This window comes from Nocardia glycosmidis, from assembly GCF_052545115.1.
In genome coordinates, this window is sequence record NZ_JBQWRH010000010.1 from 1 (window position 1) to 17,763 (window position 17,763).

Annotated in this window: 16 protein-coding genes; 5 read left to right on the forward strand and 11 right to left on the reverse strand. The window is 66.9% G+C overall.

Annotated features, from left to right (window positions below):
• Nucleotide 1: 1 nt before the first annotated feature.
• Nucleotides 2-1,372: an IS1380 family transposase gene (locus ACT86A_RS14245; RefSeq protein ID WP_445092586.1), complete on the forward strand. Its 1,371-nt coding sequence runs from the start codon at nucleotides 2-4 to the stop codon at nucleotides 1,370-1,372.
• A 160-nt stretch (nucleotides 1,373-1,532) separates the two neighbouring features.
• On the opposite strand, the gene ACT86A_RS14250 is transcribed toward ACT86A_RS14245, so the two are convergent.
• The 3 genes from ACT86A_RS14250 to ACT86A_RS14260 form a co-directional block, all read right to left on the reverse strand.
• Complete coding sequence (locus ACT86A_RS14250; protein WP_445092587.1) at nucleotides 1,533-2,846, reverse strand: hypothetical protein; 1,314 nt, start codon at nucleotides 2,844-2,846, stop codon at nucleotides 1,533-1,535.
• A gap of 229 nt (nucleotides 2,847-3,075) precedes the next feature.
• A complete protein-coding gene (locus ACT86A_RS14255; protein ID WP_445092791.1) occupies nucleotides 3,076-3,843 on the reverse strand; it encodes an ATP phosphoribosyltransferase regulatory subunit in 768 nt (255 codons plus the stop codon).
• A 95-nt stretch (nucleotides 3,844-3,938) separates the two neighbouring features.
• Nucleotides 3,939-4,448 (reverse strand): 2OG-Fe(II) oxygenase, encoded by a 510-nt coding sequence (locus ACT86A_RS14260; protein WP_445092588.1) that lies wholly within the window; start codon nucleotides 4,446-4,448, stop codon nucleotides 3,939-3,941.
• Nucleotides 4,449-4,638: 190 nt separating this feature from the next.
• Between ACT86A_RS14260 and ACT86A_RS14265 the strand changes: the two genes are divergently transcribed.
• On the forward strand, nucleotides 4,639-5,310 hold the full coding sequence (locus ACT86A_RS14265; protein ID WP_445092589.1) for a helix-turn-helix transcriptional regulator: 672 nt from the start codon (nucleotides 4,639-4,641) through the stop codon (nucleotides 5,308-5,310).
• A gap of 9 nt (nucleotides 5,311-5,319) precedes the next feature.
• Here ACT86A_RS14265 and ACT86A_RS14270 read toward each other — a convergent pair whose 3' ends face one another.
• The 7 genes from ACT86A_RS14270 to ACT86A_RS14300 all read right to left on the reverse strand — a co-directional run bounded on the left by ACT86A_RS14270 (nucleotide 5,320) and on the right by ACT86A_RS14300 (nucleotide 14,485).
• The gene (locus tag ACT86A_RS14270; protein WP_445092590.1) at nucleotides 5,320-6,477 is read right to left on the reverse strand and encodes an acyl-CoA dehydrogenase family protein; all 1,158 of its coding nucleotides are present in this window, start codon (nucleotides 6,475-6,477) and stop codon (nucleotides 5,320-5,322) included.
• Complete coding sequence (locus tag ACT86A_RS14275; protein ID WP_445092591.1) at nucleotides 6,474-8,747, reverse strand: peptidase domain-containing ABC transporter; 2,274 nt, start codon at nucleotides 8,745-8,747, stop codon at nucleotides 6,474-6,476. Before ACT86A_RS14275 ends, ACT86A_RS14270 begins: the two co-directional genes overlap by 4 nt.
• Entirely contained in the window at nucleotides 8,744-9,955 is a 1,212-nt protein-coding gene (locus ACT86A_RS14280; protein ID WP_445092592.1) for a condensation domain-containing protein, read from the reverse strand. Before ACT86A_RS14280 ends, ACT86A_RS14275 begins: the two co-directional genes overlap by 4 nt.
• Nucleotides 9,956-10,162: 207 nt before the next feature.
• The gene (locus tag ACT86A_RS14285) at nucleotides 10,163-10,432 is read right to left on the reverse strand and encodes an acyl carrier protein (RefSeq protein WP_445092593.1); all 270 of its coding nucleotides are present in this window, start codon (nucleotides 10,430-10,432) and stop codon (nucleotides 10,163-10,165) included.
• A 28-nt stretch (nucleotides 10,433-10,460) separates the two neighbouring features.
• On the reverse strand, nucleotides 10,461-11,582 hold the full coding sequence (locus tag ACT86A_RS14290; protein WP_445092594.1) for a nucleotidyltransferase domain-containing protein: 1,122 nt from the start codon (nucleotides 11,580-11,582) through the stop codon (nucleotides 10,461-10,463).
• Between the two features lie 117 nt (nucleotides 11,583-11,699).
• Nucleotides 11,700-13,040 (reverse strand): type III PLP-dependent enzyme domain-containing protein, encoded by a 1,341-nt coding sequence (locus ACT86A_RS14295; protein WP_445092595.1) that lies wholly within the window; start codon nucleotides 13,038-13,040, stop codon nucleotides 11,700-11,702.
• The gene (locus tag ACT86A_RS14300; protein WP_445092596.1) at nucleotides 13,037-14,485 is read right to left on the reverse strand and encodes a class I adenylate-forming enzyme family protein; all 1,449 of its coding nucleotides are present in this window, start codon (nucleotides 14,483-14,485) and stop codon (nucleotides 13,037-13,039) included. The genes ACT86A_RS14295 and ACT86A_RS14300 overlap by 4 nt, the downstream gene beginning before the upstream one ends.
• A gap of 478 nt (nucleotides 14,486-14,963) precedes the next feature.
• On the opposite strand from ACT86A_RS14300, the gene ACT86A_RS14305 reads away from it, so the two are divergent.
• The gene (locus tag ACT86A_RS14305; protein ID WP_445092597.1) at nucleotides 14,964-15,302 is read left to right on the forward strand and encodes a helix-turn-helix domain-containing protein; all 339 of its coding nucleotides are present in this window, start codon (nucleotides 14,964-14,966) and stop codon (nucleotides 15,300-15,302) included.
• Here ACT86A_RS14305 and ACT86A_RS14310 read toward each other — a convergent pair.
• A complete protein-coding gene (locus ACT86A_RS14310; RefSeq protein WP_445092598.1) occupies nucleotides 15,266-15,865 on the reverse strand; it encodes a hypothetical protein in 600 nt (199 codons plus the stop codon). The genes ACT86A_RS14305 and ACT86A_RS14310 overlap by 37 nt on opposite strands.
• Nucleotides 15,866-16,152: 287 nt before the next feature.
• Between ACT86A_RS14310 and ACT86A_RS14315 the strand changes: the two genes are divergently transcribed.
• Nucleotides 16,153-17,409, forward strand: coding sequence for a nucleotide sugar dehydrogenase (locus ACT86A_RS14315; RefSeq protein WP_445092599.1), 1,257 nt, complete (start codon nucleotides 16,153-16,155; stop codon nucleotides 17,407-17,409).
• A gap of 129 nt (nucleotides 17,410-17,538) precedes the next feature.
• On the forward strand, nucleotides 17,539-17,703 hold the full coding sequence (locus tag ACT86A_RS14320; protein WP_445092600.1) for a hypothetical protein: 165 nt from the start codon (nucleotides 17,539-17,541) through the stop codon (nucleotides 17,701-17,703).
• The last annotated feature ends 60 nt before the right edge of the window (nucleotides 17,704-17,763 follow it).

The following is a 17,763-nucleotide window of genomic DNA, read 5'->3' on the forward strand; positions in this document are numbered from 1 at the left end:
TATGTCGTGGTATCCGTCGGTGAAAATCGAGGACGGCGGGTCGCCGGTCGTGTCGCAGGCGGGGGCGGGATTGCTGCTGCGGACGATGGAGAAGACCGGGCTGAGCAGGGAGTTGTCCGAGAGGTTGTCGCCGTGGCGTAGATCGGGTGCGGTGCATGATCCGGGCAAGATCGTGGGTGATCTGGCGGTGATGCTCGCGCTCGGTGGGGATTGTGTCTCGGATCTGGCGTTGCTGCGGGCCGAGCCCGGTGTGTTCGGTGTAGTGGCTTCGGATCCGACGGTGTCCCGGTTGATCACAGAGTTGGCCGGTGATCCGCGCAAAGCGTTGGCGGGGATTGCTTCAGCTCGCGCGCAGGCGCGAGCCCAGGCGTGGGAATCGGCGGGAACGGCTGCCCCTGATTACGGGGTCGACGCGGCGGCGCCGTTGGTGATCGATCTCGATGCCACTTTGACCGAGGCGCACTCAGAGAAACAACACGCGGCACCGACGTTCAAACGCGGTTTCGGTTTCCACCCGTTGTGGGCGTTCATCGACCACGGCGAAGCCGGGACCGGGGAACCGGCCGCGGTGATGCTGCGCCCCGGTAACGCCGGCTCGAACACCGCCCATGACCACAAGCAACTACTGGCTGATGCTTTGGCGCAGATACCGCAGGTCAACCGGTGGCGAGTCGGCCGCAAACTGCTGGTCCGCGCCGATTCCGGTGGCGGCACCCACGAATTCCTCGACTACTGCCACCGCCGCCGAGTCCAGTATTCGATCGGGTTCGTCCTCACCGACGACATCGTGGCTGCCCTCGACGAACTCGGCGGCGGCAACTGGATCCCCGCCTGCGATGCCGACGGGAAAGTCCGGCCCGGTGCATGGGTTGCCGAGGTCACCGGCCTGCTGAATCTGTCGGGTTGGCCGCCCGGGATGCGGCTTGTGGTGCGCAAGGAACGACCGCACCCTGGTGCGCAGTTGCGGTTCACCGACCATGACGGTCTCCGGTTGACCGCATTCGTCACCAACACCACGGCCGGGGCGCTACCGGAGCTGGAGTTGCGGCACCGCCGCCGCGCCCGGTGCGAGGACCGGATCCGCGCCGCGAAGGACACCGGCCTGCGCAATCTCCCGTTCCACAACTACAACGCCAACCGCATCTGGACAGCGATCGTCGCACTCGCCATGGACCTGACCGCCTGGACACAGACACTGGCCTTCGCCGGCCATCACGCACGCCGATGGGAACCGAAAACACTACGACTGCGACTGTTCTCGATCCCGGCGCGCCTGGCCCGTCACGCCTGCCGGGTCCACCTGCGCCTGGCGGCCCACCACCCGTGGACCGGTCTCGCGCTCACCGCTTTCACCCGCCTCGCAGCTCCCTGACCAGTATCAACCCGTCCCTGCGAATCAAGAAAGACACCCTCCGGGCTCGTGGAACCCGGCAGCCCACCCGCTGGTCGGGGCGGCTCACGCCGCCCCGACCAGCGAAAACAACCACCTCGAACCCCTTCGGGCCAACTCCCACCCTCACGAAAGATCGAGGCTAGCGAACGCCGCGGGCCATCTCCAAGGCCGAAGCAGCAGTCGCCAACCTGTCGGCTGCCCAACCGGCACCGACGACGATGACTCCGGTGCACCAACGAGATTCAGCGTATCTATGCGGGCATAGGATCGTCACTCGGATCAGTCGGCGCACTGCGCCACCGACAAACCGTCCACTCCGAACCGGATTGATGGCAAAGGCCCGCAGCGTAATCACCACCGGTGCCCAGAACAGCCCCAGACCGGACACCACGGTGATCACGCGGTCTGCCGTTATCGCTGTTCCGTCGAAGAACATCGATACCATGGCTACGGTCAGCGTAGCGAGCAGAGCTGTCACGCTCAGCGCGTAGGCAGCTGCGATGACGCGATGCTGAAAGATGAGCGCGGCCATCGTGGCGACGATCATCGTGACGAACAAGGCGTCGATCAGCAGCACCAGTCCAAGGGTCGAAACCATCGATGAGAGAATTTCACCCCAGGAGGTTCCGCTGCTGCGGCTGGCGTAGGTCAGGGCAGCAGTCGGGATCGCCAGCGTCATCAGGAGGATCCCGGCGATCTCGCGGACCCACCACAACCATTTCCAGGCATTCGGGTAGGGTGCCGCCGTCCTCGCATCCGACCAGCGCGCAGATGGATCCTCAGGGCCAGGGGAACCGTCGGCGGGGGAACCCACGAGGCGGCGTAGCCGCCTGAGCTCGGCCGCATTGCGGTCGCGCCGAACCTCGGCTTCAAGGTCCTTGCCGTCACGCAGGCCGGCCTCCGCATCGAGGCTGAATATCGCGATCACTATCGCAACCAGCAAGATGGCGACTCCGGTGAGAAGCTTGCCCTTCAACGCCACGGCATCGACGAAGGACGAGAGCCCGACCACGATCGCACCCACCCCGCACAAACTGGCGGCTTGTGACATGACAAGATGACGAGCATAGAGAGCAGCTCGCGCATCGTATTCTTCCGGGGAGAGGCCGGTGGCCGGCTGGGGTTGGGGATTTGCCGTGCGCAGCCACCACGCAACTACATGGAGCGCGATCACTACGGTGACGAACAGTCCCAGGAGGGCAGTCCCCTCGTTGTGGTCGATCACGAGCTGAATGTCTATCCGCGATAGCGGTGTGTTCGGCAGGGTGGACGAGAGCGCGAACCCGCCGGCCAGCACCGCGTAGAGGATCGCCGCACGGACTGTGAAGTACACGACCCGCGCCGTCGTTTCGCCCAGATGCGTTCGCACTCTGGGCGCCAGAAGCTGGCGCAACTGCTCCTCTGGACCATTGCCCGCGCTGGATCCTGTTGTGCCACCGTTGTGTTCGTCCATATCCCCACCTGTCCCGGTCTCGGCTCAGCTTCTCAGTCTGCATCGATCTCGATCGCCACGATTGTGCCCGACTATGGCAGTGCGATCCGCGGAACCCGCCAGCGTCCGAACAGCGGTGCAATGGGCTATCTCATGCTGCTATCGACGGATTCATGAAATCGGTGTGCACCGGCCGCCCGATCTCCAGCTATTCCGGCAGGAGCGCTCACCGGACAGGTTCCGCAACACTTCATGCCCTGCCCGGCCGAGGGCCTCCCAAGTGACGTTCGTCCTCGATTGCGAGGTTGCCGCCATCGGTACGGACCGCAACGTAGGATCCGAATTGCGCTGCTTCCAGGCGTTTCAGCTGGGCGGCTAGTTTTCCGCTGCGCGGGACGATCTCTACGATCCGGTCCGAGGACCGGAGGCCCCGGGCAACAGCGAGGACGTCGGCGACAGGAACATCGGCTTCGGCCAGCACAGCGACTGCGGAGCGTGTGCCGGTGTCCTGGACGAGCCCGATGATGCGTTCGAATCCGATCGAGAACCCACAAGCAGGAGCGTCCCGGCCGACGGTGCGGCCGATCAGGTTGTCGTAGGGGCCGCCGGCGGCGACCGAGCTCGACATTCCTGAATGCGAGATCTCGAAGATCTGACCGGTGTAATAACCCATCCCTCGCACCAGCGTCGGATCGAAACACCAACCCGCGCGGCGCTGTTCGCCGAGCCGATCCAGGCTGCCCATCGTAGCGGCGAGATCATCCAGCACGGCGATGTCGAGGCACGGCAGCGCGTCGGCGACGGTGTCAATGAGCTTGCCCGCCGGGACTTCCTGGAGTCGGTCGATGATCTCGAGTGCACGGGTGGTCGCAATGGCGGGCAGGCCCAGGCTGTCGAGTTCGGTGCGGACGCCGTCCCAGCCGATCTTGTCGAGTTTTGTCCAGGATGATGAAGAAGCGGTCCCAGCTGGCCTCGGGCAGTGCGGCGTCGGCGGCGAGTGCGGTGAGGAAGCGCCGATCGGACAGCCGTACGGTCATGTCGTCGAGTCCGACGGTGGCTGCACCGATGTCATCGTGTCTCCCATGCTCGGCGAAAGGTGATGGTCAGCGATCGTCATGGAGCACTGGTGGGTGCGAGCTTCTCGACGCTATGCCATGACCACTCCGAGTGCACCAGGATCACGCTGCTGCCGCAGATCGGTGGCAGGGCCCGGTGCAGGTCTGCGGGATCAGCGGAATTGAGGATCAGCAAACGGCTGGCGTCGGGTGTGCACCATTGCTCGGTCAGGTACACGATCTGCGTGACAATCTTGTTCTTCTTGCCCACATGGGGCGCGAGCCAGTCGCCAGGACGATATTCCCACAAGTACAAGCCGATCTCGACGGTCTGCAGGTCGATTTCCGTCAGCCGTTGCATCCGCTGGCGGTAATCCGCGGAGCGAGCAACACTCACCAATCTCTCCGGTCTGATCGCGATCGATGGGATATCAATTCGTCCTACACTCGGACCGATGGGCTCGATCCGCCGGGCCGGGGACATGTTGTTCGGCACGCCAGGGTGATCGACTGTCGGGCCTGCAATCGCTGTGAATACGAACTGGTCCGTGCGATAGTCGCTTCGCATGTCGGCATAGCGATACGACCTCCGGTGGGAATGCGGACACGTCCGGACCGGACAACGATTCGACGTCGCTGACCTGCAGTTGTTTTGGTCCAGGGGGGCGGCCTTCGGGCAGTTGACCCAAGATGGTGACGTTCCTGCACGGCACAGCCGGTTCGCCCGAGCGAGGCGTTCGCGGCGGAAAGGGGGGGTAGTGGATTCCGCGATCTTGGTCCATGCGAGTTTGCGGGAGGTCTTCGCGTCGCTGGACAACGGTCGGGACGGCACATCAGGCTCAGGGAGGGTGGAATTCGTCGACGATGGGAAAATCGACGCCTTGGACGACATATCGGATCCGATCATCTTTCTCCCGGTCCATACCGAACGGCAGGGCGATCGGGTGCACGAGGTGCGGTCGCGCCAGCCAGCCGCTGTGATCGTCGCGGTGACCAACGATGTCACGGGGCATCCGACCCACTACGCCATCCGGTCCGGCGCCGATCTCGTGGTCAACCTCGCGATTGCGAATCGGAGGCAGCAAGACGTCATCCGCTGGTTCACCACCGGCACCCGGAACCTACCCGCGCGCGCGGCCGGTGGCTCCTCCCAGTCGGGCGAAGCCCCGGTTCGGGCGTCGGTATCCCAGATCTCCCCGCCCGATCCGATGATCCGCGGGCGGTCCCTTGGGGTGGCCGAGTCGGAGCTCGTCGGCATGCTGCTCGGTTCGATGACCGTGGCGGAGATCGCCCGGCGCGCGTTCATTTCCGAGCGTTCGATGTACCGGCGCATCAGGGCGCTGTATCGCAGGCTCGGCGTCAACGACCGGGCCGAACTGCGTCGATCGATGGGCGGCTTCGCTACGGATCTCAACGCGGGCACCGCGTGACGACGCAGGTCAGCCCATCAGCGCCGCGTCCGGAGTCTGCAGTAGTAGTGCACCGGTAGACCGGCGCAGTCTGCGGTCGTGGAACATCAGTTCGGCGGCACGCAGGTCGCGCAGGGAGCGTTCCAATCCCAGCTCCGAATCTCGCAGGTAGCCTTCGTCCCATCCGACGAGTCGCACCATGCGGTCCACGGCGGTGAAACAGTGCCGGCTTGCCACGGTTTTCAGCACGTTGAGGTGGATCTGGTCGGTGGAGCCTGCCAGATCGGCGTCGTCGGCCGCCCGGCGCACACAGGCCCCCAGACAGGCGGCAACGACCTCGATATCCGCTCGGATGCGCGCCAGATCTTCCAGTGCCGCGTCGGATTCGACCAGCCGGCGTCCGGCGCCCCGGCGAATCCACCGCAGCACCTTGGCGAGGGCATCTTCGGCGCATCCGAGCCAGGCCGATGCCCAGCCGATATGCGCCAGCGGTGCGAAATAGGCGGGCAGCAGCTCGGGGAGCGGGGTGCGGAGCTCGTTGGCTCGCGGCACCGACCCGGCGAAGTCCAGCGCGACGTTGCCGGTCGACCGCATGCCCATCATGTCCACGCTCGGGCCGACGGTCACCGTCAGGTCCTCGCGGTCCGCGTATACCAGCGCGGTGTCACGCGGCGAACGACTCGCTGTCGATTGCGTCTTGATCAGGAAGGAGTCGGCGAAACATCCGCCGGTGACGACGGGCGCGTGACGCCGGATGGCGATGCGCTCGCCGTCCGGCACCGGGGCGACATCACTGGTGTGCAGGTCACCGCCTGTCGATGTTTCGGTCGTCACCGAGCCGATGTAGTTCGCGCCCCGGCGGACCGAGTCGAAGACCCGGTCCCGGAGCTCGTCGGCGGCGTATCGGCGAATCGTCAAGACCTGCTGGCTGTGCATGACCCAGATCAGCGCGACCGAAGCCGAGGCCCGGCCCAGGACACGAGCAACCGCCGAGTACGCGACCGGGATTCCGGCTGCGCCGATATCGTCCTGCGCGAACGTCGCGAGCAGGCCGGTCGACCTGATCGCTTCGAGTGACTCCGCGGCGAACACCCCGCGGCGGTCGGCCTCGGCCGACTCCGAGCGGGCGACCGCGGCCACCGCGGCGGCCGCCGCGAGAGCGTTCGATCCGGCTGTGGCTGTTGTCACGACATCTCCTGTCGGTCCGTGGATTCGGATTGCCGGGGGGTGTGGAATTCCCCGGCCCCGGCCGCCATCCTCAGCACGCCGGTGGCCTGTTCGGTCAGTGCGGCGCGGTGGCCGAGCACGATCAGGGTGATTCCCAGCCGTTGGATGTTGCCGAAGATGGCCTGCTCGGTGGCCGGATCGACCGCGCTGGTGGCCTCGTCCATGATGAGTAGCCGGGGCTTCTTGACCAGCACTCGCGCCAACGCGATTCGTTGTCGCTGGCCGCCGGACAATCCCGCGCCGTCAGGGCCCAGGATGGTCTCGTATGTCATGGGCAGGCTCGATATGAACCCGTCGGCTTCGGCGAGTGCGGCCGCGTCGCGAATCTGTTCCAGGGAGGCGTCGGGCGCGCCCAGCCTGATGTTGTCGACGATGCTGCCCGCCATCAGGCCGGCGTGTTGGTCGACATAGCCGATGCGTCGACGCAGCTCACTCGGATCGAGATTCGCGTAATCGCGGCCGGCGATCGTGAGCGCACCGGATACCGGCCGGATGAGGGCGCCGAGCAGCATGCCCAGCGTCGACTTGCCCGAGCCCGAGGGACCGATCACGACGAGAGTTCCGCCCGGCGGGACGGCGGCGGAGATATCGGATATCGAGTCGGACGCAGCACCGGGGTAGCGGTAGGTCACACCGCGGATATCCACCGACGGCGGTTCGTCGAGCCACGTCGACGCCGCGCCCGCGGGTTCGGGCGCGGCGGTCAGGATATCGTTCATCCGCATCAGGTCGGGGGCCAGTTCGACCATCGTGGTCGCGGCGGTCGCCACATTCGACAGGGAGACGAACAGGCCCGCGGTGAGCACGCTGAGCGTGACGGCGGCGGGGAAGGCGGCCGGGTCGCCGCCGGAGACCGCGATCGAGCCCCACAGCACGGCGAGCGGCGCCGCGAACTGAATAGTGGCGACGAAGGACGTCAGGATTCCGGTGTGGCGTCGCTTCCGGGTCCCTACGCTCAGCTCCCTGGAAAACGAGTTCATCCACCGCAGATGGGCGGCGCCCTCGGCGCCCAGCGCCTTCACCGTGGTGATCCGCGTGAGCAGTTCCTGTGTCTCGCCGGTGGTCCTGATGTGCGCCTCGAGCATATCCGCGGACAACTGCCGTTCGCGGCGCCACGACAGGCCCATCGCGGTGCCGAAGAGTGCGATGAATCCGCCTATCAGCAGCGACAGCAGCGGTTGGCGGTAGGCGATCATCGACAGGTAGCCGGCGACCAGCAGCACATCGAACATCGCGCCCAGGGTGGCCACCGAGATGACCTGCTTGAGCCGGGCCGCGGCCCGGACCCGGTGGGCGAGATCGCCCGGATGCCGCGCGAGAAAGAAGTCCAGCGGCAGCCGGGTCAGCCGCGCCATCAGCATGTGTCCGGCGCGCTGTTCGAGCAGGCTTTGGATCGACACGATCAACCGGGACCGTGCCACCTGCAGCGCCCCGAACGAGACCACGACGAGAACCAGCAGTACGCCGAACCGCACCGGCTGGTCGGCGAACGGCTCGCCGCCGGCGCCGCTCGTCGCCGCCATGCGGCCGAGGGCCGTGGGCAGGACGAGCGCGTAGCCGAGCAACAGGGCGGAGACCGCCAGCGCGGCGAACCATCGCCGCGTGCGGGGCAGGAACCGCCGCGCCACGGCGAGACTGTTCGGAGCGGACGAGCGGTCCGGCACCACCGGCTGCCCGGTCCGGCCGGGAGCGAATTCTATTGCCACCCCGGTGAAATCACGGTCGGCTTCGTCGTAGCTGAGGACGCGGCGACCGACGGCAGGGTCGATGATCGACACCCCGGATCGGGACGCCCGATCCAGCACGACGAAGTGATCGAAGCGCCAGAACAGGATGGCGCCGGGCGTCAGCCGGGTGAGACCGGCCAAGTTCGTGCGCACGCCCCTGCCGTCCAGCCCGTGTCTGCGGGCGACACGCAACAGGGCCAGCGCCGAGACCCCGTCCCGCCCGGTGGCGGTCTCGTGTCGCAGTTCCTGAGCGTCCACCGCTATCCCCCGGTGCACCAATACCATTCGCAAACAGGCAGCGCCGCAGTCGGCGGCGCCGAGCTGGGGGTAGAACGGAATATGACCGTCGGCCCACCGGCGGCGCAACGGGTTCCGGCCGGGAATCGGGTCGCGCCCGCCCACGAAGGTCGGTGCGCCGAACGTGGCCGCGCGTCCGTGCGCTTCGCGAGCGGCCCTGCGGAATCGGCCGGGCGAGGTCTCCTCGGACGCGATGCTCCCGGTCATCCGTGCACCAATCGGTGCAGCATCCGGTGGGCGTCGGCTACGGTATGACGGGCCACGTTCATCTGCACGGTGACCTCGAAGGACCGGCCGGTGTCGTCGATTCGGACCGCCACCGGCCGGGCCGTCGCCCGGCGCGGCCGGAATGTTCGGGTCTGCACGGTGGCGGTGTGGTGCGATCGTGGTTCCTCGGCGCGCTGCACGAAGTTGAAGGTCGGGAACGGCCGGTTCGGCACGGCATGCCGGCGCTCGAGTGCGCGGAGCCGGCAACTGTCGACGTGCTGGTGTGCGGCCGTGCGCATGAGCTTGCCGCCGACGCGCCGGCGCCAGGCCGGATCACCGAGGTCCACGATCATCGGTCGCACCGTGCCGAACATCCCGATCTGGCGGGCCAGGCGGTCTGTGCGATAGCTCAGTCGCAGGTCGACGAGGCTCGGACCCGGGTGGTATCGCGCCCATTCGGTGAGCAGCCGTTCCAGGAACAGAGCGGGGCTGTGCCAGGGGCCGGCGGACGATCCGGTCAGCTCCGAGTACGCGGCGGACTCGATGACAGCGTGCGCGCTGTGCGGAGGAGCGGCCGGGAGTTGTTCGTGTTCGGCCAGAGCTTCTGCCGCACCGGCGAATTCGCGCTCCCAGTACCGTCGGGCGGCGGCCGCCGTCTCGGGTGTGGGCAGCGCCTCGGCGACCGCGGATTCGTAGTCGTCGAACGGGGGCGAGGGCGCGGTACCGTCGGCCGCCTGCAGTATCGCGTCGACGAGCCCGCGCAGCAGCAGCCGGATGGACATCCGGTCGATCGCCACCTGCTGGAGGGAGATGACCAGATGATGGATTCCGCCCGCGGCCTTCACGACGACGAACCGGTAGACGGCGCGATTCGCCCAGTCCCATTCCTGTGCGTCCCGGTGCTGTAATACCTCCAGGTAACGGGTGAGGGTGGCCGCATCCGCGTCCGAGACGTCGTGGAATTCGATGGCGAGGCGGTGCTCGCCGATGTCCTGGACCTCCTGGTCGTAGCCCCCGTCCGCGCGGCGGAAGAAGCGCAGCCGCAGTGCCGCGTAGCCGCGGACGACCGCGTCGGCGCCCGACACGATATGTTCCGGTCGCACATCGGCAGGAAAGGCGACGGTGAAACCGAGATGGCTGCTCGAACACCCGGGCCGTTCCTGCTCAAGCAGTAGATCCTCCTGGCCCGCCAAGGCCGAATATCGCACTGTGGTGTCCTGTCGTCTCGGAAGAGCTCTGGAGGCTCCGGAACCCCCAGAGCCCTGATCGAGCGGATACGGATATCCGCGTAACCGGGATCACATCACCGGGCAGGGCACACTGGTGCCGCCGACGATATCGTCGAGCTCGATATCCTCGATCCCGGCGATATCGATCTTCTGGAAATCGATTCGCATCGCTGTCACCTCCTTTCGCTACTCGGATGGATCCAGCGCCCTGGCGACAACCGTCCGAAGGCTTTCCAGCGTTCGAAAGGTTGCGGGCGCCAGGTCTTCGGGCGGAAACTCGACCTGGAATCGATCCTCGATCGCCACCAGGAGCCGCACCGTGGACAGCGAGTCCAGTCCGAGGCTCGGCAGCGAGGTCGCCGGATCCAGTGTCGTTTCGCCGCCGAAATCGGGCAGATGGTCGGCGACCATGGCTTCGAGATCGGATTCCCAGTCGGGGCGCGTCATTTCGGGCATCACTCGACGTCTCCTGTCATGGCCGGTGCTAGATCGTGGTCTTCGATGTCGGCACGTCCGACAGTGATGCCGACGAGAACATCCGCTCCGGGAACGGGATCCGCCACCGCAGCGGCGTGGGTTCCTCCGATGCGCCGTACTGGTCGAGAAAGTCACGGCTCACCCCCGCGCCGAGTTCCGCAACGACGTCGTCCGGAGCGGAGCCGGGGAACAGCTGGTTCAGATGCGTCAGTGCGAAGTAGCACGGACCGTCCAGATCGGCTGCCGCGCAATTCTTCCGAAACGCGGCCCAGTCGAAGGACTCGCGGTGATGGCGCAGCGCCTCGCGCACGTCGCAGTACTGGATCAGGCGCTGATGCTTGCGCCGGTGGATATACCGAAGGGTGGTGGACTCCTTGTAGATATGCGCGCAGAGGTCGAGTACGAGATCCTCCGGAGCTTCCACCAGCGCGGTCGTCCCGCCGATGTCCAGTGCCACGGAGCGGTCGAGGATGTCCGCGGTCGAGGCGCGCCCCGCCGCGGCGGTGGGCGTGATCGAGGTGGAGAAATCCACCACGAACAGTCGCACGTGCGGATCGCTCGTGGGCCGTCGCAACGGCGGCAGATTGTTCGTGTTGATCTGCCAGTACCGAAGCTCGGCGCGGGAGATCGGCGTGATGCGGCGAAGATCGTCGGTCGGACGGCCGGCGTGGTACCCGAGCTGCTCCATCGCCTTGAGCGCCTGTGCGGAGTCGGCCGGGTCGATCAGCAGGTCCAGGTCGGCCATCGGCCGCAGCCCCGCGTCGCGGTAGACGCAGTTGGCCAGATACATCCCTTTCCGGACGGCCACCCGCGGAACATGCGTCGACAGGTGCCGATGTATGTCGGCGAACTCGGCCGTGAGGGCTCGGTTGCGCTCCCGGTGATAGAAGTACGAGCCGATGGCGGTGTCGAAAGACGCATGGACACAGTGGGACAGCCGTTCGAGGCCCAGGCGGGACATGGTGCGCGCGACGAGCGGAAGCACCCGATGCCGCGAGCAGAGCGCGACGACCCGATCCCAGTCGAACGAGTCGGCCCGCATGATGTCCCGGCACCGAGCGATATCGACATCTGCGCTCCGCGCCGTGGCCAACTCGAGGACGAATTGCACCTCCGGCGATCTCTGCACCATTTCTCCTCCACTGCGGCATATGCGACAGTCCCGGAAGGACGTCGCGGGAGCCGGGTCCAACGGACGATCGGCGTGAGTCAAACTATGGACGAGCTTTCCGGAAATACAAGAGGCTCAGTCACTTTCGCCGATTCTTGGCAGTTCCTCCGGAACGGCTGCCGGATCTGTCATGGTCTGCCGCGGGGGAAGTGGCGGCAGCGAGATACGAGTGGCGGATCTCCGCGTCGCGGAAACGATCCGGTCGCCGTCGAGCAGGATTTCCGCGGGCGCCGGGTGACCGAGGAAATCGGTCAGCCCCGCGGTCAGGCCGTAGGCGCCGACGTTCGGGATGGCCAGCAGGTCGTCGACGGCGAGTTCGTCGAAGGCGGCGTCGGGGACGAGAATATCGGCCGGCGTGCACAGCGGCCCGGCGAGGGTCCCGGCGAACGGCGCCGCGGAGCCGGCGGACGGGGCCGTGGATATCGACCCGACCCTGGTCGGCTCGAATCGGCTGGGCAGGATCCGGCCCGTTGCCGCCATGCCACCGAGGTGATTGATGCCCACGTCCAGGATGGCGAAAGACTTTCCGTGCGAACGCTTGATATCGCGGACCGCGGTGACCAGAACGCCCGCGCCGCCCACCAGGTAGCGCCCCGATTCGAAGGACACCGTCAGTCTCCCGTCGCGCGGGCCGGGCAGCTGCTCGTTCAAGATCCGGGTGAGTTCCGCGGCCAGTCGCGGGTAGTGGTGTCGCGGGCTCGCGGTGCCGAAGGGCGCCGCGAACCCGCCGCCGAGGTCGAGTTCGAGCATCGTCAGGCGATAGCGGTCCACGAGCCCGCGTGCGGCCGCGGCACTGACACGAAAGGACGTCAGCAGCTCGCTCTCATCGACGACATTGCTCGCCGGAAAGAAATGCAGCCCCCGGAAACGGGCGAACCGGCCGCCCCGCAACAGCGGCGTGTCGCTGTCGAACGTCTCGGGGTCGACTCCGAATTGGCTGGGGCGACCGCTCATTCGCATCGCCGCACGTCCCTGCGCGGGCGCGTTGACCCGAACGAGATAGTCGACGGCGGTGGCACACTCTGCCGCGGCGCGCTCGAGGTTGCCGTGATCGGTCGCCGATTCGACGGAGAACTTCCGCACCCCGCTGCCGATCGCGGCGCGGTACTCCGCCCGCGATTTTCCCGGCCCGGTGACCATCGCGCCGTCGAGCGCCGCCGCCGCGGCGGCGGTCTGCACCTCGCCGGTCGAGCTGAGCTCGAGAGGCAGGCCGTGCGAGCGCATTCGCGCGGCGATCTCGGGCAAGGGGTTGGCCTTGACCGAATAGTAGAGCCGGGCACCGGCCGGCAGTTGCGCGCCGAGCTCCCGGACCGCCCGATCGATGGCCGCCGCGTCGTACACGTAGAGCGGTGTGCCGAAATGGCGGGCGAGCCGCCGCACCATGGTCGGAGTCACGGTGAGACCGGTGGCGGTCACCGTGGTGATCCGTTCGGGCTGACCTTGCCGTTGGCATTGACCGGCAGCCGGTCGACGATCCGTCGCGACGCGGGGATCTTCATCGAGTCGAGGTGGCGGGCGAGCGTGTCGAACAGCTCGGTCGGCGAGGTGGAACCGACGAGCCAGAGGGTCACCTCACCGTCGGCGCCGACGCCGACGCAGGCCTGCAGGGCCCCGGGCGCCTGTTCGGCGGCGCGTTCGATCTCCGCTCGGCTCGCCCGCACGCCGTTGATCTTCAGCAGCTCCGCGGACCGGCCCTCGACGTACAGCAGACCCTCGGCGTCCAGCCGGCCGAAATCACCGGTTCGCAATTCCGGCACGTCGTCGAGAGCCGAAGTGGCCGTTGTCCGTTCCAGGTCCAGGCGCGAGATCGCGGGCCCGCGGACGACGATCTCGCCGTATACGCCCGGCGCCACCGGACCGCCCGGACCGTGAATCGCGACGCGGGCACTCGGAATCGGCGTGCCGACATCGGGCCGGGGCAGGTCGGCGGCCGTGTAGACGCCGATCGAGACCCGCTTGCATTCGCTCAGCCCGTACATGAGCGCCAGCTCGACGTCGGGGTGTGCCTCGGCCAGCAGCGACTGGAGCGGCGCGGGCATCCGCTCGCCGGTGTTGGTCACCAGGCGCAACGGTGGCAGCGATCGACTTGTCCGCGCGGCCAGCAGGTACGCCCGCAACAGGGTCGGCACCACCGGCAGTACTGTAACGCCCTTGCTGGCAAGCAGTCTCGGGTTGACGGCGGTCGCGCCTCCGGCGGCGAGCACGAGATGACTGCCGGCCAGGACACTCAGCAGGATCTGGTAATAGCCGTAGTCGAAGGCGAGCGGCAGTGCGCACAACACGATATCGCTGTCGCGGTATCGGAGCCGCCGCTCGATATCGGTCACCAGCATGCCCATCTGACGCTGCGAGAACCCGATTCCCTTCGGCACGCCCGTCGAGCCCGAGGTGTACACGCCGAAGGCCGGCTCCGCCGGATCCGTACCGCGGCCGGCAATCGCGATGTCCGGCCTCTCGTAGGGCGCCGTGAGGTCGGCCGGATCGAGACAGCGGGGCGGCTCCGTTTCCGTCGGCGACGACGGTTCGGCGTCCGCGGCGCTGACCATGGCGACGGCGCGGCATCGTGCCGCCACGGCACGGAGGTGGCCGGCCGGAGCGGTCGAGCTGACCGGCACCACTGCCAACCGCTCGAGGTGGCACGCCAGGGCGATGGTCATGAATCGGCACGAGGACTCGGCCGCGACGACGACCACCGAACCGGGTGCCGAACAGTCGATCCGGCGGCGGAGCCGGAGACGGACGGCGTGCACCGCGCGGGCCAGGTGCGCATATGTCATCTGCGTTGCGCCGTCCGAACACGCGATTCCGTCCGGATCGCGTCGGCAGTTCTCATGGAGAGCGGTTTCCAGCAAACTCGACAAAGTATCGATGGCGGCCTCCTCGATAGTCCCGATGCGCGAGGCGCTTTCGACGTGTCACTGTACCCACGCCGCAACGCCGAATCGGCCGTCCGACAAAGAATGGCAGAGGCTGCGACAGCAGTGACATGGCATGACATCAACTTTTTCGGCAGTTCCCGCCGTTCCGCCCTGGGCTACGATCGTCGTATCGCCGAGTTCGGCGAATCATATTGACAGTGGGGTGATTTCGTATGCCGCCCCGAGTTTCCCGAGCACGCCGCGACAACAGTTCAGGATGGGCAATACAGGATGGACACAGTAATGCAGCGAGTGACGGCCACCTTGTTGTTCGTCGCGACCACCGCCGGATTCCTCATGGTGTCCGGTGCATCGGCTCCGCCGGCCGTGAGCGAACAAATCCGTTCGGCGACGACGACAGTCGCTTCGGACGGCTGTTCCTGCATGATCTGCCCGATCCTGTGCCCACCGGAGTTGTTCGATGACCACGCTTGAGGGTATCGGTGCGATATCGTCGCGCCACGGTGCACCGCCCCGTTTCGCGCTCGATGAGCGACAACGATCACTGGTCGCGCTGCTGCTCGCGGGCCACACCGATTCCAGTGCGGCCCGCAGGCTGGGGGTGAGCCCCCGCACGGTCACCAACATCATCCGGTCGTTGATGAACCGCCTCGGGGTCAACAATAGATTCCAGCTCGGCGTGGCGCTGGGTGCGCGGATGGATATCCGCCGGTCCACGCCGCACGAGGCGCATCAGCCCGGATTCCTCCGGCCGGGTGCGGATCAGGCGCGCTCGGACGCGCATGCGCAGGGCAGCTGAGGAGTAGGCCGTTGTTGTGCCAGGGCGGCCACGAGAACCTCCGTCGCCTCGTCGATCGCGGAAAAGTACCCGTCCCAGGCCACGCCGGGCGCCCGGTCCAAACTCATGTCGAGCACTCGGTGCGCACTGCCGGTTCGGCCGCAGGAGAGCAGGCTTTCGTGCAGGGCAAGCCGAACCTGCTGCGGCATGGAAGCTTCGGCCGCGGTGAGCGCCCGGCACAGTGCCGCCGCGGCGGCACCGTGTTCGGCCGCATCGCGGGGCAGGACGCCGACCTGCCGAAGGGCGGGCTCCGGGGCGGTGTCCGCATCGTAGAAGTGGCCCTGGCAGCTGTCGTAGGTGATGAGCTGCCAGGGATCGGAGGTCAGGAGGACGACCAGCGGGCGGACACCGGTTTCGAGGCCCGCCACCCAGTCGGGGTGGGCGGGGTCGAGATCGTCGGCCTCGTGGATTCCGGGCAGGCCGACGGTGTTTATGTTGCCGTATCGGCTGACCCGCAGCCGGGCCGCGACGCGGGTGGCTCCGGGGCGATTCCAGCGCATCAGGAATTCACCGACATCGGGCATGATATTGGGCGTTCTCAAACGAAATTCGATAATACGGCACGTCGCCTGCACGGTACTGTCCTCCCTCGATCCTGCCGAGTCCACATTACTGTTCCGCGCCCGAAATCTGTCGGTCAATTGCCGTGTCTCGCTTCCGATTTCCGCATCTATGAAGACCTCGCACCGCCGGGCGGGCGGTTCGGCGTTCGTAATTCCGCACTGTGCCGGCTTCCGCCGCGGTCGACCTGATATTCCAATTTCCGGGCCGTAGGGCCGAGCAGATCAACGAGAAACAGAGGATTCCAGCCGTGGACGGACAATGGGACGTTGTCGTGGTGGGGCTTGGCTATGTCGGCCTGCCGCTCGCCGTGGCGGCCGCCGCCGCCGGAATGCGGGTGGCAGGGCTGGATCAGGACGCGGCCCGGGTCGCACAGCTGCGGGCGGGCACCAGTTATATCGACGACGTCCGGGACGAGGAGATCGTGCTCGCCGTCGCCCGCGGATTCGTGGCCACCGTGGATCCCGCCGTGCTGACCCGTGCCGACGCGGTCGTGATCTGCGTACCGACCCCGTTGCGCAACGCCGAGCCCGACCTCTCGGCCGTGCTCGAATCCGTCCGCATGGCGGCGATCAGGCTGCGGCCCGGGGCACTGGTGGTATTGGAATCGACCACGTATCCGGGCACCACCACCGACGTCGTACTGCCGATTCTGGCCGGCACGGGCAGGCAGGTCGGCGCCGACTTCCTGCTCGCCTATTCGCCGGAACGGATCGACCCCGGCAACCCCGGCCTGCAGTTGTCCAACACGCCCAAGATCGTGGGCGGGGTGACGGCTCGATGCGCCGCCGCCGCCTCGGAACTCTACGGGCGGATGGTGCAGAAGGTGGTCGTCGTCAGCAACCCGGCGGTCGCCGAGTTGGCGAAGTTGCTCGAGAACACCTATCGGCAGGTCAACATCGCGCTGGTCAACGATCTCGCGGTGTATTGCGCGCGCAGGGGTATCGACGTGTGGGAAGTCGTCGAGGCCGCGGGCACGAAACCCTTCGGGTTCCATTCCTTCCGCCCCGGCCCCGGTGTGGGCGGGCACTGCATCCCGGTAGATCCCATGTACCTGACATTCTCGGGTTACGGCGCGGGACACCGCTTTCGGCTGGTGGAACAGGCGCAGGAGATCAACGAGCGGATGCCGCACTTCGTGGTGGACCGCATCGTCGGACTGCTCCACGGCCGCCGCCCGGTGCGCGACGCGCGCATTCTGCTCCTCGGCGCCACCTACAAGCCCGACCTCGCCGACGATCGCGGCGCGGCCATCGTGCCCATTGCCGAAGGGCTGATCGAACTGGGCGCCGCCCCGGAGTTCCATGATCCCTATGTCCGGCAAATCACCGTGCGGGACAGGGTGTTACGGCGAGTGCCTAGGCTGGACGAATCGGTGCGGGCCGCCGATATCGTCGTGCTGTTGCAGCCCCACTCGGCCTACGACCTCGTAGCGATATCCGACGCGGCCGCGCTGCTGTTCGACACCAGCGGACGGGTCGTCGGCGACGGGGCAATTCGACTGTGACACCACCGCGATATTGCGGATATCGGAAAAGGTGGAGGCACAAAAGCATTGAGGGCCTTCACAATCGCTGATAGCTATTTGATGGAGAGTTTTCTGCTCTCGTTCACAGAGAAGAAAAGAGGAACCACGATGTATCAGGACAGCGGACTCGAGTTCGACGCCTTCGTCACCGCCGTGCAGACCTACGACCTCGAAGCGGTAGGGGCGCGCGACACGGCCCACTCGTCGGCGGTCAGCGTCAAGCCCTGGCAGCACGTCGAGAAGCACGCCGCAGAAGGCGCGACCGAGAACTGACCCGAACGCGGCTCGACGGGTGGTCGTTCACCGGCCGCCCGTCGGGCCGTCCGCCGCCGC

Bases quoted from the DNA above. Each gene is read 5' to 3' on its own strand.
- ACT86A_RS14245 (WP_445092586.1), top strand. From the start codon at position 2: ATGTCGTGGTATCCGTCGGTGAAAATCGAGGACGGCGGGTCGCCGGTC.
- ACT86A_RS14250 (WP_445092587.1), bottom strand. From the start codon at position 2,846: ATGGACGAACACAACGGTGGCACAACAGGATCCAGCGCGGGCAATGGT.
- ACT86A_RS14260 (WP_445092588.1), bottom strand. From the start codon at position 4,448: ATGCGAAGCGACTATCGCACGGACCAGTTCGTATTCACAGCGATTGCA.
- ACT86A_RS14275 (WP_445092591.1), bottom strand. From the start codon at position 8,747: ATGACCGGGAGCATCGCGTCCGAGGAGACCTCGCCCGGCCGATTCCGC.
- ACT86A_RS14285 (WP_445092593.1), bottom strand. From the start codon at position 10,432: ATGCCCGAAATGACGCGCCCCGACTGGGAATCCGATCTCGAAGCCATG.
- ACT86A_RS14305 (WP_445092597.1), top strand. From the start codon at position 14,964: ATGACCACGCTTGAGGGTATCGGTGCGATATCGTCGCGCCACGGTGCA.
- ACT86A_RS14310 (WP_445092598.1), bottom strand. From the start codon at position 15,865: ATGCCCGATGTCGGTGAATTCCTGATGCGCTGGAATCGCCCCGGAGCC.
- ACT86A_RS14320 (WP_445092600.1), top strand. From the start codon at position 17,539: ATGTATCAGGACAGCGGACTCGAGTTCGACGCCTTCGTCACCGCCGTG.